At 72.0% G+C, this 20,951-nt stretch carries 22 protein-coding genes; 11 read left to right on the top strand and 11 right to left on the bottom strand.

Features of this window, described 5'->3' with window-relative positions; all coding sequences use genetic code 11:
- Positions 1–80 precede the first annotated feature (80 nt).
- Both ACZ7DE_RS11895 and ACZ7DE_RS11890 read left to right on the top strand, forming a co-directional pair.
- A complete protein-coding gene (locus ACZ7DE_RS11895) occupies positions 81–1,181 on the top strand; it encodes a hypothetical protein (protein ID WP_470759951.1) in 1,101 nt (366 codons plus the stop codon).
- A 47-nt stretch (positions 1,182–1,228) separates the two neighbouring features.
- Complete coding sequence (locus tag ACZ7DE_RS11890) at positions 1,229–1,840, top strand: DUF7691 family protein (protein WP_470759949.1); 612 nt, start codon at positions 1,229–1,231, stop codon at positions 1,838–1,840.
- Positions 1,841–1,925: 85 nt separating this feature from the next.
- On the opposite strand, the gene ACZ7DE_RS11885 is transcribed toward ACZ7DE_RS11890, so the two are convergent.
- The gene (locus tag ACZ7DE_RS11885) at positions 1,926–2,480 is read right to left on the bottom strand and encodes a hypothetical protein (protein ID WP_470759947.1); all 555 of its coding nucleotides are present in this window, start codon (positions 2,478–2,480) and stop codon (positions 1,926–1,928) included.
- 144 nt (positions 2,481–2,624) lie between these two features.
- Here ACZ7DE_RS11885 and ACZ7DE_RS11880 point away from each other — a divergent pair, with 144 nt between their 5' ends.
- Entirely contained in the window at positions 2,625–3,266 is a 642-nt protein-coding gene (locus tag ACZ7DE_RS11880) for a class I SAM-dependent methyltransferase (RefSeq protein ID WP_470759945.1), read from the top strand.
- Between the two features lie 179 nt (positions 3,267–3,445).
- Here ACZ7DE_RS11880 and ACZ7DE_RS11875 read toward each other — a convergent pair whose 3' ends face one another.
- The 3 genes from ACZ7DE_RS11875 to ACZ7DE_RS11865 form a co-directional block, all read right to left on the bottom strand.
- Complete coding sequence (locus tag ACZ7DE_RS11875) at positions 3,446–4,474, bottom strand: alcohol dehydrogenase catalytic domain-containing protein (protein WP_470759943.1); 1,029 nt, start codon at positions 4,472–4,474, stop codon at positions 3,446–3,448.
- An 87-nt stretch (positions 4,475–4,561) separates the two neighbouring features.
- Positions 4,562–6,082: a bifunctional aminoglycoside phosphotransferase/ATP-binding protein gene (locus ACZ7DE_RS11870; RefSeq protein WP_470759941.1), complete on the bottom strand. Its 1,521-nt coding sequence runs from the start codon at positions 6,080–6,082 to the stop codon at positions 4,562–4,564.
- Positions 6,075–6,944, bottom strand: a complete 870-nt coding sequence (locus tag ACZ7DE_RS11865) for a universal stress protein (RefSeq protein ID WP_470759939.1) — start codon at positions 6,942–6,944, stop codon at positions 6,075–6,077. Before ACZ7DE_RS11865 ends, ACZ7DE_RS11870 begins: the two co-directional genes overlap by 8 nt.
- Before the next feature lie 394 nt (positions 6,945–7,338).
- On the opposite strand from ACZ7DE_RS11865, the gene ACZ7DE_RS11860 reads away from it, so the two are divergent.
- The 5 genes from ACZ7DE_RS11860 (at position 7,339) to ACZ7DE_RS11840 (ending at position 11,756) form a co-directional block, all read left to right on the top strand.
- Positions 7,339–7,941, top strand: a complete 603-nt coding sequence (locus ACZ7DE_RS11860) for an Rv1733c family protein (protein ID WP_470759937.1) — start codon at positions 7,339–7,341, stop codon at positions 7,939–7,941.
- 37 nt (positions 7,942–7,978) lie between these two features.
- On the top strand, positions 7,979–9,373 hold the full coding sequence (locus ACZ7DE_RS11855; RefSeq protein ID WP_470759935.1) for a nicotinate phosphoribosyltransferase: 1,395 nt from the start codon (positions 7,979–7,981) through the stop codon (positions 9,371–9,373).
- An 11-nt stretch (positions 9,374–9,384) separates the two neighbouring features.
- Positions 9,385–9,672, top strand: a complete 288-nt coding sequence (locus ACZ7DE_RS11850; RefSeq protein WP_470759934.1) for a DUF1876 domain-containing protein — start codon at positions 9,385–9,387, stop codon at positions 9,670–9,672.
- A gap of 142 nt (positions 9,673–9,814) precedes the next feature.
- Positions 9,815–10,702, top strand: coding sequence for a pyridoxamine 5'-phosphate oxidase family protein (locus ACZ7DE_RS11845; RefSeq protein ID WP_470759932.1), 888 nt, complete (start codon positions 9,815–9,817; stop codon positions 10,700–10,702).
- Positions 10,703–10,763: 61 nt separating this feature from the next.
- On the top strand, positions 10,764–11,756 hold the full coding sequence (locus ACZ7DE_RS11840) for an Acg family FMN-binding oxidoreductase (protein ID WP_470759929.1): 993 nt from the start codon (positions 10,764–10,766) through the stop codon (positions 11,754–11,756).
- 97 nt (positions 11,757–11,853) lie between these two features.
- On the opposite strand, the gene ACZ7DE_RS11835 is transcribed toward ACZ7DE_RS11840, so the two are convergent.
- Positions 11,854–12,570, bottom strand: coding sequence for a CBS domain-containing protein (locus ACZ7DE_RS11835; RefSeq protein ID WP_470759927.1), 717 nt, complete (start codon positions 12,568–12,570; stop codon positions 11,854–11,856).
- A gap of 196 nt (positions 12,571–12,766) precedes the next feature.
- Between ACZ7DE_RS11835 and ACZ7DE_RS11830 the strand changes: the two genes are divergently transcribed.
- The 3 genes from ACZ7DE_RS11830 (at position 12,767) to ACZ7DE_RS11820 (ending at position 15,277) form a co-directional block, all read left to right on the top strand.
- Entirely contained in the window at positions 12,767–13,663 is an 897-nt protein-coding gene (locus ACZ7DE_RS11830) for a universal stress protein (protein WP_470759924.1), read from the top strand.
- Between the two features lie 195 nt (positions 13,664–13,858).
- A complete protein-coding gene (locus ACZ7DE_RS11825) occupies positions 13,859–14,560 on the top strand; it encodes a CBS domain-containing protein (RefSeq protein ID WP_470759922.1) in 702 nt (233 codons plus the stop codon).
- 21 nt (positions 14,561–14,581) lie between these two features.
- Complete coding sequence (locus tag ACZ7DE_RS11820) at positions 14,582–15,277, top strand: DUF4389 domain-containing protein (RefSeq protein ID WP_470759920.1); 696 nt, start codon at positions 14,582–14,584, stop codon at positions 15,275–15,277.
- Positions 15,278–15,379: 102 nt separating this feature from the next.
- Here ACZ7DE_RS11820 and ACZ7DE_RS11815 read toward each other — a convergent pair whose 3' ends face one another.
- The 6 genes from ACZ7DE_RS11815 to ACZ7DE_RS11790 all read right to left on the bottom strand — a co-directional run bounded on the left by ACZ7DE_RS11815 (position 15,380) and on the right by ACZ7DE_RS11790 (position 20,922).
- A complete protein-coding gene (locus ACZ7DE_RS11815; protein ID WP_470759917.1) occupies positions 15,380–16,258 on the bottom strand; it encodes a peptidoglycan-binding protein in 879 nt (292 codons plus the stop codon).
- Positions 16,259–16,742: 484 nt separating this feature from the next.
- Positions 16,743–17,255 (bottom strand): peptide-methionine (S)-S-oxide reductase MsrA, encoded by a 513-nt coding sequence (msrA, locus tag ACZ7DE_RS11810; protein WP_470759915.1) that lies wholly within the window; start codon positions 17,253–17,255, stop codon positions 16,743–16,745.
- Between the two features lie 152 nt (positions 17,256–17,407).
- Complete coding sequence (locus tag ACZ7DE_RS11805; RefSeq protein ID WP_470759914.1) at positions 17,408–18,433, bottom strand: SPFH domain-containing protein; 1,026 nt, start codon at positions 18,431–18,433, stop codon at positions 17,408–17,410.
- A 4-nt stretch (positions 18,434–18,437) separates the two neighbouring features.
- Positions 18,438–18,869, bottom strand: a complete 432-nt coding sequence (locus ACZ7DE_RS11800; protein ID WP_470759912.1) for an NfeD family protein — start codon at positions 18,867–18,869, stop codon at positions 18,438–18,440.
- A 182-nt stretch (positions 18,870–19,051) separates the two neighbouring features.
- Positions 19,052–20,164 (bottom strand): sensor histidine kinase, encoded by a 1,113-nt coding sequence (locus ACZ7DE_RS11795; protein WP_470759910.1) that lies wholly within the window; start codon positions 20,162–20,164, stop codon positions 19,052–19,054.
- Positions 20,165–20,166: 2 nt separating this feature from the next.
- Entirely contained in the window at positions 20,167–20,922 is a 756-nt protein-coding gene (locus tag ACZ7DE_RS11790; protein WP_470759907.1) for a response regulator transcription factor, read from the bottom strand.
- Between the last annotated feature and the right edge of the window lie 29 nt (positions 20,923–20,951).

Genomic DNA, 20,951 nt, shown 5'->3' with positions numbered 1-20,951 from the left:
AGCCACGCCACCACGAAAAACACGTTGGCCGGTTGGCCGCCTGGCTGCGACGATGCCCCCGCTTACCCAACGGAGGACGTTTGTTCGTTTTCGTGTGCGCGGGGTGCGGCGCCAGACTGACCACGTCGCTGTCCCAGGTCGCCCTGCCGGTCCACGCCCATCAGAAGTACGGGAACGGGATTCAGCTTCCGGTACTCATGGAGCCGGGCACGTTCGCCGTGGACCCCGAACCCTGGGGGCCGCCGTGGCGGCAGTGGGACGAGATCGACCCGGAGGAGGCGGCGGCGCGAGGCATTTACGCACCGGTGTACGCCCTGTCCGACGGCGAGCCCGGCGCGATCGTCATCGCTCCCGGAGACTCCCGCGGCACCCTGCTGATTCCGGAGACGAGCGGCGGCTACTGCTGCGGCCTCGACGGGGGCGACGGCCCCAACATGGCCTGCGAGGCGTGCGGCCTGCCGGTGGCGAGCAGAATCGACGACTGCTCCCTGTGGCAGGCGGTGTGGCTGGCCCCGAGCGCAGTGCGCCGACGCCTCGTCGACGATGTCGCACCCCTTTCCTGGGCGGAGCTCATGGCGCAGACGAAGGGCACGCCCCCCTTCGAGCCGATCGGCGCATGGGGGTCGCGGCTGGGGCTGCACTCCTGGTGGTCGTGGAGTCCGCAGTGGGAGGCGGCAGCAGGCCGGGCGCTCGCCCACCTCTTGGCGGCTTCGGAAGGACGGCCCGTGACCGTCCCGGACGGCCTGACCGAGGAAGTGTTCCAACGCGCCCTCGGCGCGCTGCTGCCCTCCGGACAGCCGGCGCGGCGCGCCGTCCTTGCCGGACCAGGACTGCCCGCCCCCGACGAGGACGCCGACATCCTCCTGGTGCCGACGCATCCGCAGACCGGGCTGACATGGACCCCGGGTCGCCCGGCCGCCCCGGCACACTCCGTGCCGCTGCCGTTCGGAGTGTGGCTGTGGCTGGCCTTCCCCGAACCGCACCTGTCCGCCCCCGCGTCGGGCGGCATGCCCGAGGGCGTCCTTCGCGACGACCCGCCCGCACCGCGACCGCATCACCTGTTCCGGGCCGACTCCGGAACGTTCCACCACACACTGGTCCGACTTCCGGCCGTCCGCAGCCCATGGCTGCGCGAGATCCTCGCCGACCTCACGCCGCACATGCGCGCCGGTCTCTTCTAGCCGACCGTGCTCCTTCGGCTGTCAGTGGTGACGGTTAACGTGATCTCATGAGTTCTTCCCTCAGCGTGTACCTGCTCGATCCCAAGGCGGCGCGATCCCTCGTCGGCTCCGGTGACGACCAGTTGCTTCAGGTCATCCGCGACAGGTTCGGCAACGACCTCGCCTCGGACGACAGTTGGTTCTCCTCCGACATCGCGGACGGTGCCCCCACCGCGTACGAGGCGCTGCAGGCCGTGGTGCACGGGGGGCCTTTCCACGAGAACCGGCAGTACGCCTTCCAGTACGGCTACGCCTACAAGCGCCTGTGTTCCCTGACGGGTTCCTTCCTCGACAACTCGTGCTTCAGCCCGTTCCGGGGCGACTGGCTGGAGGTCGTCGACGAGGGGCTGCGGGCTCTGCGCATCACCGCGGTCTCGGTGGCGGAGTTCGGCCGGTACGGCGGCTTCCCCGATTCCGTCCCGACCTACGACCTGCCGCGCAGCGGTGAGTGGTCGCACGATCGGTGTCTTCAGGCGCTGGAGCAGTTCGAGCAGACCAAGCGGGACGGCCACGCCCCGCCGCTGGAGACCGAGGTGGTCGACGCCGTCATGGACGTCATCGGCTGGCTCCGCCAGGCGGAAGCGCGCACCGACTTCGGCGTCGTGGGCTTCGTCTCGTGAGCGCCTGTTCCTGATTCCCCGTACGCCGTCCGGCCCGGCCTGAGGGACAGGCCGGGCCGTACTCAGAGGTCGGCACCGGCCGTACTCAGAGGGTCGGGAAGATCAGGCTGAAGAAAAGCCACAGCAGCACGGCCCAGAACGCTGCCGCGACCAGCGAGACGAGCAGGGAGCTGCGCCACTTCAGCACCAGGAACGGGAACAGCACCAGGGCCGCCCAGTGACCGGCGACGTCGATCGACATGCGGGCGGCCTCGCTCAGGGTTTCCGCGCGTCCGGCGGCGATACGGCGAAGCAGCCGCTGGGAGACGAACCCGTACACGCCGAAGACCACCGGGAAGAACCACATCGGTGTGACCGTGACCAGCTCGGACTCCGAGAACTCGTCGAACATCACCAGGTAGATGAGCCCGGCGCCCGTGATGCCGCCGATCAGTGCGGTCAGGTAGAGGGCTGTCAGCGCGATCGGCTCGGCAGCTCCGGCCGGCACGGTGACGGGCGAAGCGTAGGGGACGTCGGAGGGCGGAACCCGGACCACCTGGTGGCAGTGGGGGCAGCGCACGTCCTGCCCGGCACGGTCGGCCGGAGCCGAGATCATGTGCCCGCACGAGGCACGGAACTCCACCTGCTGACCTGGATTCATGCGCAGCCCTTCCTTTGCCGCCCACGGCGCCGCTCGATGGCGCTGTCACGCCGGCGGTCCGCATCGGGTTCGATCACAAGCGAGGACGCCGGCCCCGAACGTCCGGTTGCAGGCCGACCCGTGGCCCCGTGACATGCTGGCCCCATGGTTGATCGTGCACATCACACGTCTGTGCGCCGCAGCTACGACACCGTGGCCGAGGAGTACGCGGCCCGATTGCACGACGAGCTCGCCGGCAAGCCGCTCGACCGGGCGCTCCTCGCCTGTCTTCTGGAACAGGCCGCACCAGGAAGCGCGATCGTCGACCTCGGTTGTGGGCCCGGACACGTGGCGGCCTGGCTCGCCGGCAAGGGCGCGCGTACGGTCGGCGTCGACCTGTCCGCGGGCATGGTCGAGGCCGGCCGCCGCCGCTTCCCCCAGGTGGAGTTCCGCGAAGGCGACCTGCTGGAACTCCCCGCCGAAGACGGCGAGTTCGGTGCCGCCGTCGCCCTCTACACCATCATCCACCTCGACCCCGATGACCTGCACCGCGCCTTCGAGGAGGCACGACGGGTGCTGCGCCCCTCCGGGGTTCTCCTCGTCTCCTTCCACATCGGTGAACAGACCCGGCACCTGGACGAATGGTGGGGGCATGACGTGGACATCGACTTCCGCTTCCTCCAGCCCCGGCGCATCACCGGACTGCTCGAAGCGGCCGGGTTCACGGTGGAGATGCACATGGAGCGCACGCACTACGCCCACGAGGTCGAGACCCGCCGCGCCTACCTGATGGCCCGGCGCGCCTGACACATGCCGGGGAGACCTCTCCAGCGCGTCACGGAACGGGTCGTCGGGCCCCAGGGCGGCGGGGAGCAGTCGTTCGGCGATCGGTCACGGCACTGTGTGTGAGGGCGCCGATCGGTCACGGCGTTGCGTGCGAGGGACCGGGCGGTCCCGTCGGGGCTGCCGCCGTCTCCGGGCCTGCCTCACTCCCGGTGCAGTGCGACCTTGAGGGCGCCCGTGCTGGTGCCGTGGGCGAACACCTCGTAGGCCTCCTCCATCCGGTCGAGGCCGAGGGTGTGGGTGACCAGCCCGGAGACGGGCAGGCGTCCGAATCTCAGCAGCTCCAGCAGCCACGGGGTGGAGGACGTGTCCACCTGGCCGGTGCTGATCGTCACACTCTTGCGCCACAGCGACTCGAGGTGCAGCGTGGCCGGTCGGCCGTGGGTCCCGATGTTGGCGATGTGCCCTCCGGCGCGGACGGCCTGGGTGCACAGAACGAAGCCGTCCGGCTCGCCCGACGCCTCGACGGCGACGTCCGCGCCCGGTCCCTCGGACAGCGTGGCGATCATCTTCCCCGGCAGCTCGGCGACGTCGGCCCCCATGCTAGCGGCGGCCTCCAGCCGGGCCTCGGACAGGTCCACCACGATGACCCTGCGGGGTGAGTAGAGCCGCGCGACGGCGACCGTGGCGAGACCGACGGGCCCCGCGCCCACCACGACGACGGTGTCGCCCGGGCCGACATGACCGTTGCGCACCCCGATCTCGTAGGCGGTGGGGAGGACCTCGGCGAGCAGGAGCGCATCGTCGAGCGGGATCGCGGAAGGCCGCCGGCAGGTCGAGTGCTCGGCGAAGGGGACCCGCACGAACTCGGCCTGGGTGCCGTTGACCTGGTTTCCCAGGATCCAGCCACCGCCCCCCTGGCATTGGCTCCGCCTGGTGTCCCGGCACGCCTGACAGCGGCCGCAGGACGACACGGACGACACGATCACCTGGTGCCCCGGGCGCAGACCGTGGACGTCGCGGCCGACCTCCACGACCTCGCCGACGGCCTCGTGGCCGAGGACCGTCCCCGGCTTCACCTCGGGCAGGTCCCCGCGCAGGATGTGCAGATCACTGCCGCAGACGGTGGTGGCGTCGACGCGCACGATCGCGTCGGTCGTCTCAGCCATCGCGGGGTCCGGGACGGTGTCCCAGGAGACGCGTCCCGGGCCGTGGTGGACGAGCGCTCGCACGGTCTCACTCCCTCGCTCCCCCACCTCCACGGTCGCCCCGGCGGAACACCCCGGCAACACGGAGCACCGCCCGTCGGGTACGTCCTGTCAGTCCGGCTCCATGTAGGGGCGCCGGAAGACGGGCGCCTGTCCTGTGCCCCAGGGCCGTACGGCTGCCAGCGCCCGGGCCACCGCGGACTCCAGCGGGCCGCCGGTGTCGATGGCGACGGCCTCGGGCCACGCGGGTTCACGGGCCGCCAGGGCGGCGGCGATGTCGAGGTCGGCGTCGGACGGACCGGAGGTGCGGGCCGTCAGGCGGGCCGCCGTCACGTCGTCCGGGACGTGGCAGCGCAGGGCCACCAGGCCGGTGCAGGCGCGTTCGGCCAGCTGCCGGGCCGCCTCGCGCTGCGCCCCGTCCGACCAGGTGGCGTCCAGCACGACGGACTCGCCGGCGGCCAGCAGTGCCGCCGCCCGGTCGAGGAGGGCCGCGTAGGTCCGCGCCGTCCACTCGGCCGTGTACAGGCCCTCGCCGTAACGGGCCGCCGCGGACTGCTCCGGGGGGATTCCCGCGAGTTCCTTGCGGACGCGGTCGCTGCTGAGCAGGGTGACCCCCAGCCGGTCGGCCAGCGCGGCCGAGAGGGTGGACTTCCCGCTGCCCGGCGGGCCGCCCACGAGGGTCAGCCCGACGGCGGAGGTGCGCAGGTGACGCAGCGTCGCCGAGACCAGCCGACGGGACGTCGCCTGCGCGCCGGGCGCGCCCTGGCGGGCCTGGATCAGGGAGACCTTGGCGCGGACGAACGCCCGGTAGGCGACATAGTGATGCCACAGCGACGCGGGCGCCGGGTCGCCGGAGTACTCGCTGTACTGGGCGAGAAAGTATCCGGCGGCCTCCGGGGCGCCGAGCTGTTCCAGGTCCATGGCCAGGAAGGCGGCGTCGTCCAGGCCGTCGACGTAGCGCAGCCGGTCGTCGAACTCGAGGCAGTCCAGGACGCGGGGGCCGTCGTCGAGGCAGAAGACGTCCTCGGCGAGCAGGTCTCCGTGGCCGTCGACCACCCGCCCCTGTTCGATACGGGACGCGAACAGCGGCTCGCGGCCGGTGAGATAGTCGCGCACCAGCCGTTCCACCTCCGTCACCCCGTCCGGCAGCGGACCGTCCTCGGCCAGCGCGTGCACCTGCGCGAAGCCGTCCTCCCACCGCGACGCCAGGGCGTCGCGCGTGCCCTGCCGGTCCGCGTCCGCGCTGCGGGGCGCGTCTGCGTGCCATGTGGCGAGGTGGCGGGCCACGGACCGCAGCACGTCGTCCAGGGCGGCGCCCTCTCGCACCAGGCGGGACAGGCGCCGGTCCGCCGGCATGCGGCGCATCACGACCAGGGGTTCGGAGGCCTCGGCGTCGGGGCCGCGGAACTCGCCCAGGCCCAGATAGACGTCGGGGGCGAAGCGGCGGTTGAGAGCGACTTCGCGTTCGCACGCGGCCCGGCGCCCGGCCCGCGTCGTGTAGTCGAGGAAGCCCAGGTCCACCGGCTTCTTGACCTTGTAGGCGCGGTCCCCGGCGAAGAACACGATCGCGGTGTGGGTCTCGCGTACCTCCGCGCGGGGCGGCTGTCTCCTGTGATGGCCGGGCTCAGCCATGGGGGACGACGGCGACCGGGCAGCGGCCGTGGTGGATCGCGGCGTGGGCGACGGCACCCAGGTGCGGTGCCACACCGTGGCGCTGCGCACGCCGGCCGACGACCAGCAGCGCGGCGCCCTCGGCAGCGTGCACGACCGCCTCGGCGGGGCTCCCGAGACGGATGGCGTCGGCCACGTCCACCTGCGGGTACTTCTCGCGCCACGGGCGGAGCGCCTTGCTCAGCTCCTTCTGCGCGTCCCGCGTCAGCTCTTCGGCGGCGCCGTGGTCCACTCCCCAGGGCACGCGCGCGTGGAGCGGCACCCTTCGCCCGTGAACGGCCAGGAGCGGAAACTCCCTGGCCGCGGCGCTGTGGAAGGCGAAGTCGAGCAGGTCGTCGCTGGATTCGTGGAGTTTCAGGGCCACCACCACACGGCTCCCGGCCGCCGACCGCGCTCCCTCGTCGCCGGTTTCGGCGCGGACCAGCACCACGGGCCGCTGCGCCCGGGCCACGACCGGCATGCTGACGTCACCCATGAAGTAGCTCTCGACGGACTCCAGCCCGCGTGAGCCGAGCACGATCACCTCGGATTCCGAGGCCGCCTGGAGCAGGGCGTTCTGGGCGTCGTCGGCCACCAGGCTCCCGACGATGGTCAGGCCCGGATGGCGGGCCTGGAGCTCCGCCCGCGCGGTGTGGACGAGACGTTTCGCCCAGTAGTTCTGGTCGACTTCGGAGGAGGCGTGGGCCGGTTCCGGCGTGAGCAGCGGCCACGCGTGCAGCAGGCGCAGGGTGAGCCTGCGCTTCTCGGCCTCGTCGGCGGCCCAGTGGGCGGCGGCGAGGCTCTCGGGTGAGCCGTCGAGGCCCACGGTGACGACTGGCTGCATGGCGGCGGCCTCCGTCTCGTACGAAGCTGGATACGACGGTGGATGACGGTGAACGGGTCCGATGCCGTGCGTGCTCCGGACGTCGTCGACAAAGCCGAGCGCGGTACTTCCCTCCTTCGAGGAGTACCCCAATCCCCTCCTCGGCGCATGTGGAGCCGTGACGGCACCGGGCACGGGCATCCGCCGCGAGAAACCGCTCGGCCGTGTCCCGTCGCGGACGTCCCCGCACGACCGACGGCACCGCAGTCGGCGCAGAGGGACCAGGCCGGCGACCGGTGGACCGGGGCCGGAAGCCGGCCGGCAGGGACCTTCGGCCCCATGCCCCCGGCCCGTCGCCGTTCGACGGTGGGAACAGAAGGTGAGGGACGGCCGGCGAGTCGCTGGAGGCCCAGTCATGAGCGCACAAGGTTCGCCGTACACATCCGGTCCGCCTTCAGGACGCGGAGATCACGCGGGCAGGGGCGCGAACACCCTGAGACGGAGGTCCGACCGGTTCGAATGCTGGTTCCGCCGCTTCCTGACGGTCGTCCTCGTCCTCGGGCTGCCGGCCGCCGCGGTCAGTGCGGGGCTGGCGGTGTACGAGGCGTCCCTGCGCACCGTGCGCACCCAGACGGCGGAACGGCATCAGGTCACCGCCCGGCTGACGTCGACCGTCAAGGGCGGCGACTGGGCGAAGCGACCGGCGCAGGTCCGCTGGACCGGCGCGGACGGCGTGGTGCGCACGGGAGCGGTCCTCGTGAAGCCGGGAACGTCCAAGGGCACCGCCGTGCGGGTGTGGGTGGACCGGGACGGAACCGTCACCACCGCGCCGACGAGCACGCTCAACGCGACGGCCAGTGGCTGGATGGTGGGCGGTATGGCGGCGTTCGGCGTGGCCGCCGCGTCCGGTGCGGCCTGGGCGGGCATGCGCTTCGTCCTGGACCGGCGAAGGTACGCGCGGTGGGACGCGGAGTGGGACCTGGTGGAACCGCAATGGTCCGCTCGGTTCCACCGGTGACGGACAGCACCGGCCAACAGCCCGGGAGGCGACACCGATGTCGGACGCGACGACCACCGATCTGTACGAAGTCACGATGGTCATGTCCTACCTGCGGGAGGGGAAGACCGGCCCGGCGACGTTCAGCCTCTTCGTCCGCGACCTGCCCGCTGATCGCGGCTTCCTGGTGGCGGCGGGGCTCGAGTCCGCACTCGACTACCTGGCCGGCCTTCACGTCGGCCCCGAGGACGTCGACGCCTTCGCTCGCGCGCTGCACCGGCCGCCCGAGGACCTGGAGCCTCTGCTCGGCCTGACGTTCACCGGCCAGGTGCGGGCGGTGCCGGAAGGACGGATCGTGTTCGTCGGCGAGCCGCTGCTGGAAGTGACCGCACCGCTTCCGCTGGCGCAGTTGGCCGAGACGTATGTGCTCAACCAGGTCAGCCATCAGACGACGATCGCCTCGAAGGCGGCGCGCTGTGTCCTCGCCGCGGCCGGTCGCCCGGTCGTCGACTTCTCCCTGCGGCGAACCCACGGGCCACAGGCGGGCCTTCACTCCGCTCGTCTGGGTGCGATGGTCGGCTTCGCCGGCACCAGCAACGTGGCGGCGGCCGTCGCCGACGGCATACCCGCCGTCGGCACGATGGCCCACTCCTTCGTGGAGGCGTTCGCCTCGGAGGAGGACGCGTTCCGTGCCTTCGCCCGGTCCCACCCCGGCCCGGTGACCCTGCTGGTGGACACCTACGACACCGAGGAGGGCGTCCGCGTCGCCGCCCGCGTTCTGCGCGACCTCGACCGCGGACCCGGTTGCGCCGTGCGGCTCGACAGCGGCGACCTCGCAGCCCTGGCGGTACGCGCCCGCTCCGTCCTCGACGACGCGGGCCTGCCGGACGTGCGGATCATCGCCAGCGGCGGACTCGACGAATACGCCGTCGACGACCTCGTCCGCTCCGGGGCGCCGATCGACACGTACGCCGTGGGCACCCGCGTGGGCGTGTCGGCCGACGCGCCGTACCTGGATTCCGCCTACAAGCTGGTGGAGTTCGACGGCCGCCCGGTGATGAAGCTCTCGTCGGCGAAGGTGACGGCGCCCGGTCGCAAGCAGGTCTTCCGCCGTCCCGGCTGCGCCGACGTGATCGGTCTGGCCGACGAACGGCCCCCCGACGACGGCGTTCCGCTGCTGGAGACGGTCATGCGCGACGGGCGGCGCGTCGGCGATCGGCCCACGCTCGACGTCTGCCGGGGGCGATTCGCCGCGGACCTGGACGGACTGCCCCGGGACGCCCGCCGGATCCGGCGGCCGACCGCGCCGTGCCCGACGGCTTCCGAGTCGCTCGGCGCGCTCACCGCCCGCGTCCGGCGCCATCTCGAGCAACAGCTGTCGGCCGCCTCAGCACGACGACCCCTGACATCGGAGCGCAGCCCATCCGGATCGCGCCGGTCCGCAACGAGGTGAGGAGGAGAACGATGCCGCACACGCCGCAATGGACGGTTCGTCTTCAACTGTTCGAGGACGACGAGGGAACGACGAAAGCACATCTGATCTTGAACACCGGCACCACGGAACTCTCCGGTCACGGGACCGCGCACTGCAGTCCGGCAGACGCGGACGTGCCGGAGATCGGCGACGAGCTGGCCACCGGCCGCGCCCTGAACGACCTGGCCCGGCAGCTGCTGCGGATCGCCCAGCGCGACATCGAGGGCATGGGCGCACCGACGCTGCACGGCCCCCAGGCCACCGGCTGGCTCACGTGACGCGACGCCACCGACGACGGCCACGGCGACGCCGAGGCCGGCCGGGAGGGATGACCAGCCTGCCGGGTCGCCCGCCCCGTGCGGCCGCCCGTCTCACATGGCACGTTGGATACAGCGGCACTCCGAAGGAGAGGGCGGCGACATGAGAGCGCACCTCGGCGATCAGCTCGTCATCGAGAGCACGAAGACCAGCGCCGTCAGGCGCGACGGCGAGATCGTCGGACTCCACCACGAGGACGGAACCCCGCCCTACGACGTGCGCTGGTCGGACACGGACGAGGTGACCCTCGTGTTCCCCGGGCCCGACGCGCACATCCACCACCTCGAACACACCTCCCCGGAGTCGGGTCCGGCAGCGGTGGAGGACACGCGGAGCGGGCCGCCCAGCCCAGGTGACGTCGGCCGGCGCGTGGCCGTCGAACGCCGCAGACGGGGTCTCAGTCGCGAGGAGGCCGCCCGCCGCGCCCGCATGGCTCCCGGCTACCTGGCGTACCTGGAGGAACGCCCCGCCGACCCGAGCATGTCGACCCTCATCAGACTGGCCGACGCGCTGGGCGTCACCGTGACCACGCTGCACGGCGGAGGGATGGATCTGCCACCGGGTCAGGGCCGGGCGCTGCTCCATCCGCAGATGCGCGACCTCGGCCCGGACGAATGCCGCACCCTGCTGTCCACGCGAGGCGTGGGGCGTATCGCGGTGCGGGCGCACGACGGCCGCCCCGCGGTCGTCCCGGTCAACTACGAGGTCGTCGACGACGCGATCGTCTTCCGTACCGCGCCGAACTCCACGCCCGCGGCGGCCGTCGGAACGGAGGTCGCCTTCGAGGTCGATCACATGGACGAGGCCCTGAGCCAGGGATGGAGCGTCCTCGCCGTCGGCCCCGCGAACGTCGTGACCGAGCCCGACGCCGTGCGCAGGCTCACCGAACGCGCCCACACCAGGCCGTGGCCGGGCGGTGACCGCGAGATGTGGGTGTCGATCCGCCCCGCGGAGCTCACCGGCCGCCGCATCACTCCGGCCGACGGGTGACCGCGCTGGCCGGCGCTCGGGCTGAGCGGCCCCGGCTCGACGACTCACGAAGGGGGTTTCGATGACCCGGCCGGCACCGACCGACGCGTGGGTGGCCGCCGTGGTGCGTGCCGCGGTGGCCGCCCCGTCGATGCACAACGCGCAGCCCTGGCGTTTCCGCTATCTCCGGCGCAGCCGCGCTTTCGAGGTGTGGGCCGACTTCGATCGCGCGATGCCGCACTCCGACCCCGACACCCGAGGTCTTCATCTCGGCTGCGGCGCCGCCCTGTTGAACCTGAGGGCCGCCGTCGTCCACGAGGGCCTGCACCCACAGACCCGGCTGCTGCCCGACCTCGGCGACCGGGCCCTCCTCGCGAGCGTGAGTCTGGCCGACCGCACCGACGAGGACAGCGCCCTCGGCGCGCTGTGGCCCGCGATCCAACGACGCCACAGCAGCCGCCGTCCGTTCGAGGAGAGGGACATCCCGAAAGCGCTGCGGGAGGCTCTGGGCGCGGCCGCTCGCGTCGAGGGAGCGACGCTGGCGTTCCCCGCTTCATGGCATCTGTGGCACGTGCTGGAACTGGTGGAGGAAGCCGAGGCCCGCAACGCCGCCGACCTCGGCCGCGACCAGGACCTGGCCCGGTGGACGCGTGTCGAAACCCGGTCGGCGGGCACCGCCGACGACGGCGTCCCCCACTACGCGTTCGGGCCGCGAAAGCGCGGGGGCAGGGCGCCCATGCGGGACTTCGCGGGCCCGCGGCGGGTGGCGGGACGTGACGCGGCGGACTTCGAGCGGAACCCCCAGGTCGCTCTCGTCAGCACGGAGCACGACCGACCGGAGGACTGGCTCCGAGCGGGCCAGGCGATGGAGCGCGTCCTGCTGCTGGCCACCCTCGAGGGCCTCTCCAGCTCCTTCGTGACCCAGCCTCTCGAGTGGACGGACCTGCGCTGGCCCTTGCGCGACCCGATGACCGCGACGGGCTTCACTCAGGTCATGCTGCGCCTGGGGTACGGCCCCGACGGGCCCGGCGCGCCGCGTCGCCCGGTGTCGGCGGTGCTCGACATCGAACCCTGAGCCTGAGCCGCCGTCGAACCCTGAGCCTGGCCGCCGTCGAACCGTGAGCCTGAGCCGTACACGGCCCGCGCCCGTGCCACGCCGCCGCCGGCGCCGGTCAACGGCGGTGCACGGGTCCGTCCGATGCGTCCGACGCGGACCCGTCCGGCACCGGCCCGTCCGGCGCGGCCTCCCCGCCGCTGAGCCGGGACCGCACGCCCACCACGCCCTCCACCGCGCGGACGAGGCGCTCGGCGACCCGGACGAGCGTGGAGTCGTGGACGCGCCCCCGCAGTGTGACGACCCCGTCGTGCACGGACACCTGGATGGTGTGACCGAGCGCGGGGAACAGGTAGGCCACCACCGTGCGGCGGACCTCCTCCTCGATGGCCTCGTCCGACCGCAGGAAGACCTTCAGCAGGTCGCCGCGGCTGACAACGGCCCGCAGCCGGTCCTCGTCGTCGACCACGGGCAGCCGCTTGACGCGCCGGACGGCCATGATCCTGGCCGCCTGGGCCAGGGTGGCGTCCGGGCGGACGGTCACCGCGGGTGCGGTCATGAGCTCCTCGGCGGTCGCCGCCCCCGCCTTGGCGAGTTCGGACAGGTGCTCGAGCTGCTCGGCGCGGGTGAGGTCGCGGTCCCGGTACTCCTCCTTGAGCAGCAGGTCGGCCTCGGAGACCACGCCGACGACCCGTTCGTCGCCGTCCACGACCGGCACGGCGCTGACGTCGACCTGGGCCAGGGCCCGCACGATCTTCTTGAAGGGCGCGTCGCGCCGGACGGCCACCACCGGGATGGTCATCACGTCGCTCACGGTGTGCGGGGTGTCAGGCATGCTGCTGGTCCTTGCGGAGCCGCGCCGGCGGCGCGAGGGGACCGTACCCCTTCAGCATCGTCGCGGCACGCTGCACCGCAACCCGGCGGACGGGCTCCGGCCGGGAGCGCGAGTCCGTATGTCGCGGCGGTGCGCGAGCGGTGCGACGGTATTCACGGGGGCCTGTCTCCTACCGGACGGAAGGCGGTGGCCCGCGATGGAACTCCCGCTGGTCGTCGGCGTCGACGGATCGGACTCCAGTCTGCTGGCGGTCGACTGGGCCGCCGACGAGGCCGCACGCCACGGACTTGCGCTGAGGCTGGTCCACGCCTCCCTGTGGGAGCGCTACGAGGGGGCACGTCCTGCCTTCGGAACCGATCGCCCCTCCGGTGAGGTCATGGCGCAGCACATCGTCGCCACCTGTGTGGAACGCGCCCGGCTCCGCGACCCGGAGGTGAAGGTGTCGGGCGAGATCCTGCCCGCCGACGCGGTGGCCGCTCTGCTGCGCACCGGGGCCGAGTCGTTCGCCGTGGTCACGGGTGTCCGTGGGCGCGGCGAGATCGCCGGGATGCTGCTGGGGTCGGTCAGCCTCACGGTGGCCGCTCGTGCCATGTGTCCGGTCTTCGTCGTCCGTGGCGCCGAGCGCAACCTCCGGGGCTCCTTCGGCCGGGTCGTGGTGGGAGTCGGTGACTCCACCGGCGGCGCGGGCGCCGTACGGTTCGCCGCCCGGGAGGCCGAGGCGCGCGGTTGCGCCCTGACCGCCGTACGGGCCTGGCGCAGCCCGCTGCACGAGCCGGGCTCCCCTCCCGTGGAGTCCCTCCCCGGGGATCCCCGGCACGCGGCGGACGCCGCCGGAACCCCCGAGGCGGCCTCGGCCACCCTGGACGACGCGCTGCGCGAGGCCGTCCGGGAGCATCCCGGCGTCACGGTCGGCAGCCACACCGCCGAGGGCCCCGCCCATCGCGTCCTGCTGCAGGAATCGGCCGACGCCGACCTGATCGTCGTCGGCGCCCTGCGCAGGCACGGTCACTTCGGTCTGCAGCTCGGCAGGGTCGCCCACGCCCTGCTGCACCACTCCGTGTGCCCGGTGGCCGTCGTCCCTCATCGGGTCTGAGGGCAAAGTTCCCGACGCCCGTCGCCATCGTCGTGGCAGACCGCCGGGTCGCGGACGGCGGCGGCCCCGCCACGCGGTGGCAAGGCCGTCCGGCCCAAGGACCCGTCCCGGTCGGGACCGGTCAGCCCATGCGGGTCCTGTCCGCCGAGCGGAGAGTGGAAGCAGGAACGCACACGACATCAGGAGGCGAAAGGCATGTTGCACCGGATGGTGAGCGACCTCATGACCCCATCGGTCGTCCGGGTGGGCAGGGACACCGGCTTCAAGGAGATCGCCAAGCTGCTCGCCGAGCACGGCATCACCGCCGTACCGGTGGTGGACGACGAGGAACGCGTCGTGGGCGTGGTCTCCGAAGCGGACCTGCTCCGCAAGGAGGCCGCACAGCTGGATCCGGCGGGCCTGTTGCCGGTCCTGCGTCCCGGCCGCTCCGCCCTCGCGAAGGCGAAGGCCACGAGCGCCGAAGGGCTGATGAACAGCCCGGCGGTGACCGCCAGACCCCAGTGGACGGCAGTGGAGGCCGCCCAGGTCATGGAACGGCATCACGTCAAGCGGCTGCCGGTGGTGGACGAAGCCGACAGGCTGGTCGGGCTCATCAGCAGGGCCGACCTGCTCCGGGTCTTCCTGCGCGGGGACAGCGCCATCCGGGAGGAGATCTCCGGGGAGATCCTGGTGCGCACCCTGGGCGTCGCACCCGACTCGGTCACCGTGCACGTCGTCGACGGTCGGGTGTCGCTGAAGGGCACCCTCGAACGCAAGTCCCTCGTCCCGGTCGTCGTACGTCTGTGCCAGGGCGTGGACGGGGTGGTCGACGTCACCGCCGAGCTGGCCCACCGGGTGGACGACACCTCGGCGGCAGCGGAGGCCGCTGCGTCGCGCCGCGCCGGCCTGGCCATCTGAACGGGACGGGAGTCGATCGCCATGAGCTCGATGAATGCCATGTCCGACCGTCCGGTCCGGGTCACGGCCCGGCTCGACGCACCGCTGTCCCGCTGGCTGTGGCTCGTGAAGTGGATCCTGGTCATCCCGCACTACGTGGTGCTGTTCTTCCTCTGGATCGCCTTCACCGTCGTCTGTGTGATCGCGTTCTTCGCCATCCTCTTCACCGAGCGCTACCCACGCGCGCTGTTCGACTTCAATCTGGGTGTGCTGCGCTGGAGTTGGCGGGTCGCCTACTACTCGTACGGCGCCCTGGCCACCGACCGCTACCCGCCGTTCAGCCTGGGTGAGGAACCCGGCTACCCGGCCCGGCTCGACGTCGCCTACCCGGAACGGCTCTCCCGGGGGCTGGTCCTGGTGAAGTGGTGGCTGCTGGCCATCCCCCACTACATCGTCATCGGCTTCTTCCTGGGCGGCTGGCACGTCGCCTGGTGGAGCGGCGGCCTGGTGGCCGTGCTGACCATCATCGCCGCCGTGATCCTGGCGTTCACCGAGAAATACCCCCCGAGCCTGTTCGACCTGATCACGGGCCTGAACCGCTGGGTGCTGCGCGTGGTCGCCTACGCCACCCTGATGACGGACGTCTATCCGCCGTTCCGGCTCGACATGGGCGGCGCCGAACCGGACGACCCCGAGCAGTGGTCGGAGCACGTTCCCTTCCCGCCTCAACCGCGGTGACCCGCCTCGACCCAGGTGCCCCGCCTCCGCCCCCGTGACGGCACGCGCTCCACCCCCGTGACGGCACGCGGCCGGTTCAGCCGTCGAACGCCTCCCGGCCCGTCAGGCACCCAGCACGGTGAAGCCGAGACCCGAGAGCTGGGCGGCCAGGGCGCTCACCGTGTCCGGGTCGTCGAAGGCCCCGTTCTCGGGCAGGCTGTTGGCCGACTGGAACTCCTTCACCTTGCCCTGGGTCCGCGGGCCGTCCACGCCGTCCTGGGTCAGGGGCTTGAACCCGAGGGCGAGGAGCGCTCCTTGGGCGCCGAACACGTCGGAGAGGTCCAGGGCGATCTGCTCCGCGGGCAGCCCCTGGGTCTCCACCGTGTCGGCCAGCAGGAAGTGCGCGCGGTCGAGCTTGTTGCGGATGACGATCGTGCCGACGTCGGGGGTGAAGTGGCACTCGTCCGCGGCGCCGGGCCAGTTCCGCCGGGCCACGTGTCCCTGGAACTTGGGGAAGCGGAACCTGGGGCCCATGGCCCAGCACATGCTCAGCGTGGCCAGTTGGGCGTTGGCGGGCCACGACCCGAAGTCGGTGAACTCCGAGCGCCCCGTGAGCACGCTCTCCATCTCGTCCAGTTTCTCGAAGACATGGCGGTCGATCTCGTCGTCGTCGACATGAAGGCTCGTCAGAGGCGGCCGGAAGCTGAGGTGTCCGGAAGCCGCGAGCTCCAGGTGCGACTTGACCGTGTCCCACTCGGCGGCGACCTCGTCGGGCGTGGCGTCGACGTCGGTGCCGTTGCCGAGCCAGCGCAGTCTGCCGGCCGCGGCCAGGGAGGAGGCCCGTTCCTCCGCGGTCGGCGGGGAGTTGTCCCGTCCCGTTTCGTCGATCTTGTTGCCGATGCCCGTGCTCACGTACCCCTTCGTGTCCAGGTACATGAAAGGGACCCGCCCTTCGAGCGGGTCGTTGAAAGTGATCCAGTACTCGCGAACGCTCTGGTGCATGGCGCCGTCCTCCGTCGGGCGTGACCGTCGGTCACGCGGTCGTTCCTGGAGGCCTGCCAAGACACCGGATGCGGTGCGGGTGAGGGCGTGGACGGGGCACGGGCCGTCCGTCGCGGAGCGGCTCGGCAGGTCCGGTCCGAGCAGGCCCGCCCTCCCCAGTCTCAGTGCCGCGTCTGCCCTCTGCAACTCCCCGCCGGACGAGGTCCACAGGGGCGAAGGCGCTGGTCGTCCAAGGGTCTCGGCCATCCGCCGCGTCCACGAGCAGGCCGCGACGACCACGTGTTGACGTCCGGTTGACGCCGGTTCTCCACCCTCGGTCACGACGGCCGAGCCGGCGCCGGTCGGCCCCCACCGCCCCGCCACGGATCATCGCTGCGCCGTCGGCCACGCCCTGGTCCGTCCCGCGGCGAAGCGGGAGACCCGCCGGAGCGCCCGGAGCCTGCCCGGGCGGTCCGCCAGGCAGGCTCCGTCGGCAAGTGTGGGGTCAGCCCTGCGTGCGGGCGGGAAGCCGCCATCCCGGTCGCGGGAAGTGGCAGGTGTAGCCCTCGGGGTAGCGCTCCAGGTAGTCCTGGTGCTCGGGCTCGGCCTCCCAGAAGGGGCCGACCGGCTCGACCTCGGTGACGACCTTGCCCGGCCACAGTCCGGAGGCGTCCACGTCCGCGATGGTGTCCTCGGCGACGCGCTTCTGCTCGTCGTCCACGTAGTAGATCGCCGAGCGGTAGCTGAGGCCGATGTCGTTGCCCTGGCGGTTCTTCGTGCTCGGGTCGTGGATCTGGAAGAAGAACTCCAGGATCGCGCGGAAGTCGGTCTTCTCGGGATCGAAGAGGATCTCGATGGCCTCCGCGTGGGTGCCGTGGTTACGGTACGTGGCGTTCGGGACGTCGCCGCCGGTGTATCCGACCCGGGTCGCCGTCACGCCCGGGAGCCGGCGAATCAGGTCCTGCATCCCCCAGAAGCATCCTCCCGCAAGCACGGCCCTCTGCGTCTGCGCTGCCATGTCGACTCCATTCCTGTCTGTGGCCTCGGCCACCCTGCGCTGCTCGCGCGTACCGTCGGCGTCTCAGCCTTCGTGCCTTACAGCGCGTGCGGGGCTCGAACAATTCCATCCCCTGACGGCCGGCCCGCCGTCGCGGTCCGGGGCGCCGGAATTCAGGACGGCGGGGGGTCGGGGACGGTGCGATCGGCCCTGGCCGCGTCGGCGAGGGCCTGGGCAGCGGCCTCCGCGGCCTGCGCCGTGTCGTCGGCGGCCTGGGCGTCCATGTCGTCCGTGGGCTTTTCGCGGGTGGCCGGAGACTGGGGCAGCACCTCGCTGAAGGCGCGGGACACGCCCTGGAGCGCGGAGGTGATCTCACTGGGGATCACCCAGAAGTTGTTGCCCGGGCCCTGCGCCAGCTGAGGCAGCGTCTGGAGGTACTGGTAGGCGAGCAGCTTGGGGTCGGGGTCGTTGCGGTGCACGGCCTGGAAAACCTCGTCGATGGCCCGGGACTGGCCCTCGGCCTGGAGGATGGCGGCGGTGCGGTTGCCCTCCGCGCGCAGAACGGCGGCCTGTTTGTCGCCTTCGGCGGTGAGTATCTGCGACTGCCGCTGGCCCTCGGCCCCGAGGATCGCGGCCCGCTTGTCCCGTTCGGCCCGCATCTGCTTCTGCATCGCGTCCTTGATGGTCTGGGGAGGGTCGATGGCCTTGATCTCCACCCGGTTGACCCTCAGCCCCCACTTCCCCGTGGCCTCGTCCAGCACGCCGCGCAGCTGGCTGTTGATGGTGTCCCGTGACGTGAGGGTCTTCTCCAGGTCCATGGATCCCACGACGTTGCGCAGGGTCGTGACGGTGAGCTGCTCGACGGCCTGGAGGAAGTTGGCGATCTCGTAGAAGGCCGCTCGCGGATCGGTCACCTGGAAATAGAGCACGGTGTCGATCTCGACGACCAGATTGTCCTCGGTGATGACCGGCTGCGGCTTGAAGGAGACGACCTGTTCGCGCAGGTCGATCACCGGATGCACCCGGTCGATGTACGGGATGACGAGACTGAGGCCAGGACTCAGAGTCCGGTGGTAGCGGCCGAGTCGCTCCACGTTGCGGGCGCGCGCCTGGGGCACGATGCGGACCGCCCGCATCACGGTGAAGACCGCGAACAGAGCGACGATCAGGCCGGCGATCAAGAACGCCGAGGTTTCCATGGTTTCAGTCCCTGGGGTAGACGATCGCGGTGGCGCCGCTGATCTCCATGACGTCGACGGTTCGTCCGGCCGGGATCACCAACGACTCGTCGTAGGCACGGGCCGTCCATTCCTCGCCGTCGATACGGACCCGGCCGCCCAGTCCCGTCACCTCCGAGACGACGTAGGCGCCCCTGCCGACCAGGGCGTCCACGCCGAACCGTGCGGCCTGGGGCTGGAGGACGTGGCGCAGCGCAATGGGGCGCAGGAACAGCACGGTGACCACGGCGACCGCGGTGAAGACCAGGAACTGCAAGGGCAGCGGCAGCCCGAGCGCTGCCGAAACCGCCGTGACCAGCGCGGCCGCGCTCAGCATTCCGAGGGCAGCGGTCAGGGTGAAGATCTCCGCCACGGCCAGCACGGCCGCGACGATCAACCAGATCAGCCATATATCCATTGCACGCCTCTTCCGACCGGTGCGGCACGAAAGGCTGGACTCCTCCCATTGGACCCCGAAAGGAGACAGCAGCGGTAGCCCTCCGTAAGGCCGGGTCCGCTCGGCCGGCCCTGGATCGGCAGGGCCGGCCGGGCGGACCCCGCACCGGGGTGCCGGGATCCTCCTGCCGGTGTCGCCCGCATTCATGACGCGGCCGCGGGCAGCACCACCTCGAAGCGGCAGCCGCCGGGGATGTTGCGCACGGTGGCCCGGCCCTGATGGGCCTCCACGATGCCGCGGACGATGGCGAGACCGAGCCCGGCGCCCGCCGGAGGCGTGCGGGCGTGGGTGCCTCTCCAGCCGGTGTCGAAGACGCGGGGCAGGTCCTCGTCGGGGATGCCGCCGCAGCTGTCCGAGACGGACAGCACCACGCCGTCCGGCGAGCGTTCGGCGGCCACCATCACGGTCCCGTCGGCGGGTGTCCGCCGGATCGCGTTGACCAGGAGGTTTCCCAGGACGCGGCTCATCTCCTTGCCGTCCACCTCCACCGGCAGGGGCTCGACACGGCCGCCGACGAGTCGCACCCCGTGCTCGTGGGCCAGCGGAGACACCCCGGCGAGGGCGTCGCCGACCAGGTCGTAGACGGACATCCGGGAGGGCGACAGGGCGAGCGCGCCGGCATGGATGCGGGAGAGCTCGAAGAGGTCGCCGACCATGTCGTTGAGTCGTTCGACCTCGGTGCGGATCTGGCGCAGGTAGCGGCCGGGGTCGGTGGCGACGCCGTCCTCCAGCGCCTCGGACATCGCGCGCAGGCCCGCGAGCGGGGTGCGCAGGTCGTGGGAGATCCAGGCCACGAGTTCGCGGCGCGAGGACTCCAGGGCACGCTCACGCGCGCGGGACTCGGCGAGCTTCGCGCTGGTGGCCTCCAACTCACGGCTGAGCGCGGCGAGTTCGGCGGTGGCCGGACCGTGGGGAGCCCGGAAGTCGCCGCCGTCGCCGAAGGAGCGGGCGGCCAGGGTGAGTTCGCGGCTGCGGGCGACCACCCAGCGCCCCAGCAACAGCGCGGTGGCGAGCGAGACGGCGGCCGCCATCGCGGCCACCGTCGTCACGACGGACAGGTCGTGACGGGACAGGAACATCGCCTGCGCCACGGCCAGGGTGCCCGCGAGCATCGCGGTCACGGCGACGGCGGCCACCACGGTGAGCGAGGCGGTCAGGGAGCGGCGGCGCAGCAGCCACAGCGCTGCCGCGCCCAGCAGGCCGGTCGTGCCGGCGCCGAGGAAGGCGAACAGGGCGATGAGGAGGGTGTCGCGCATGATCACTCCTCGTCCCGGCCGGCGGAGCCCGCCGGATCGAAGCGGTAACCGACGCCCCACACCGTCTGGATCAACCGGGGGCGGGCGGGATCGTCCTCGACCTTGTTGCGCAGCCGCCGGACGTGGACCGTGACGGTCGACAGGTCGCCGAAGTCCCAGCCCCACACCTCCCGCATCAGGTCCTCGCGGCTGTACGCGCGGCCCGGATGGCGCAGGAAGAACGCGAGCAGGTCGAACTCGCGCAGTGTGAGGGCCAGTTCGGCGCCGTTCTTGGCGGCGCGGCGGGCGACCCCGTCGACGGTGAGTCCGGCCGCGCTCGCGGTTCGCGCGCCCGCGAGGGGCCGCGTGCGGCGCAGCACCGACTCCACGCGCAGCACCAGCTCCCGGGGACTGAACGGCTTGGTGACGTAGTCGTCCGCGCCCACCTCCAGGCCCATGACGCGGTCGTCCTCGTCACCGCGGGCGGTGAGCATGATGACCGGCACGGGGCCGCGTTCGCGCATCCGGCGGCACACCTCGAGGCCGTCCATGCCGGGCAGCATCAGATCGAGCACTACCAGGTCCGGCCAGTGCGCGGCCGCTCCGGCCAGCGCGGCCGGGCCGTCCCCGGCTCGGTCCACGACGTACCCGGCACGCTCGAGGTACCCCGAGACGACCTCCGCGACCGTGGGATCGTCGTCGACGACGAGGACGCGGGCGTCCCCGCCCCCGCGGCGGGCGGATGCGTCCACCGCCGGCTCGTAAGGCTGCTGTTCCATACGGCCAGCCTCGCACCCTGGGCTCGTCC

The sequence above is a fragment of the Streptomyces sp. NPDC037083 genome (assembly GCF_055606485.1).
This window is presented reverse-complemented; position numbering and strand designations above follow the sequence as displayed.

Bases quoted from the DNA above. Each gene is read 5' to 3' on its own strand.
- ACZ7DE_RS11890 (WP_470759949.1), top strand. From the start codon at position 1,229: ATGAGTTCTTCCCTCAGCGTGTACCTGCTCGATCCCAAGGCGGCGCGA.
- ACZ7DE_RS11885 (WP_470759947.1), bottom strand. From the start codon at position 2,480: ATGAATCCAGGTCAGCAGGTGGAGTTCCGTGCCTCGTGCGGGCACATG.
- ACZ7DE_RS11880 (WP_470759945.1), top strand. From the start codon at position 2,625: ATGGTTGATCGTGCACATCACACGTCTGTGCGCCGCAGCTACGACACC.
- ACZ7DE_RS11870 (WP_470759941.1), bottom strand. From the start codon at position 6,082: ATGGCTGAGCCCGGCCATCACAGGAGACAGCCGCCCCGCGCGGAGGTA.
- ACZ7DE_RS11865 (WP_470759939.1), bottom strand. From the start codon at position 6,944: ATGCAGCCAGTCGTCACCGTGGGCCTCGACGGCTCACCCGAGAGCCTC.
- ACZ7DE_RS11860 (WP_470759937.1), top strand. From the start codon at position 7,339: ATGAGCGCACAAGGTTCGCCGTACACATCCGGTCCGCCTTCAGGACGC.
- ACZ7DE_RS11855 (WP_470759935.1), top strand. From the start codon at position 7,979: ATGTCGGACGCGACGACCACCGATCTGTACGAAGTCACGATGGTCATG.
- ACZ7DE_RS11850 (WP_470759934.1), top strand. From the start codon at position 9,385: ATGCCGCACACGCCGCAATGGACGGTTCGTCTTCAACTGTTCGAGGAC.
- ACZ7DE_RS11845 (WP_470759932.1), top strand. From the start codon at position 9,815: ATGAGAGCGCACCTCGGCGATCAGCTCGTCATCGAGAGCACGAAGACC.
- ACZ7DE_RS11840 (WP_470759929.1), top strand. From the start codon at position 10,764: ATGACCCGGCCGGCACCGACCGACGCGTGGGTGGCCGCCGTGGTGCGT.
- ACZ7DE_RS11835 (WP_470759927.1), bottom strand. From the start codon at position 12,570: ATGCCTGACACCCCGCACACCGTGAGCGACGTGATGACCATCCCGGTG.
- ACZ7DE_RS11830 (WP_470759924.1), top strand. From the start codon at position 12,767: ATGGAACTCCCGCTGGTCGTCGGCGTCGACGGATCGGACTCCAGTCTG.
- ACZ7DE_RS11825 (WP_470759922.1), top strand. From the start codon at position 13,859: ATGTTGCACCGGATGGTGAGCGACCTCATGACCCCATCGGTCGTCCGG.
- ACZ7DE_RS11820 (WP_470759920.1), top strand. From the start codon at position 14,582: ATGAGCTCGATGAATGCCATGTCCGACCGTCCGGTCCGGGTCACGGCC.
- ACZ7DE_RS11815 (WP_470759917.1), bottom strand. From the start codon at position 16,258: ATGCACCAGAGCGTTCGCGAGTACTGGATCACTTTCAACGACCCGCTC.
- msrA (WP_470759915.1), bottom strand. From the start codon at position 17,255: ATGGCAGCGCAGACGCAGAGGGCCGTGCTTGCGGGAGGATGCTTCTGG.
- ACZ7DE_RS11805 (WP_470759914.1), bottom strand. From the start codon at position 18,433: ATGGAAACCTCGGCGTTCTTGATCGCCGGCCTGATCGTCGCTCTGTTC.
- ACZ7DE_RS11800 (WP_470759912.1), bottom strand. From the start codon at position 18,869: ATGGATATATGGCTGATCTGGTTGATCGTCGCGGCCGTGCTGGCCGTG.
- ACZ7DE_RS11795 (WP_470759910.1), bottom strand. From the start codon at position 20,164: ATGCGCGACACCCTCCTCATCGCCCTGTTCGCCTTCCTCGGCGCCGGC.
- ACZ7DE_RS11790 (WP_470759907.1), bottom strand. From the start codon at position 20,922: ATGGAACAGCAGCCTTACGAGCCGGCGGTGGACGCATCCGCCCGCCGC.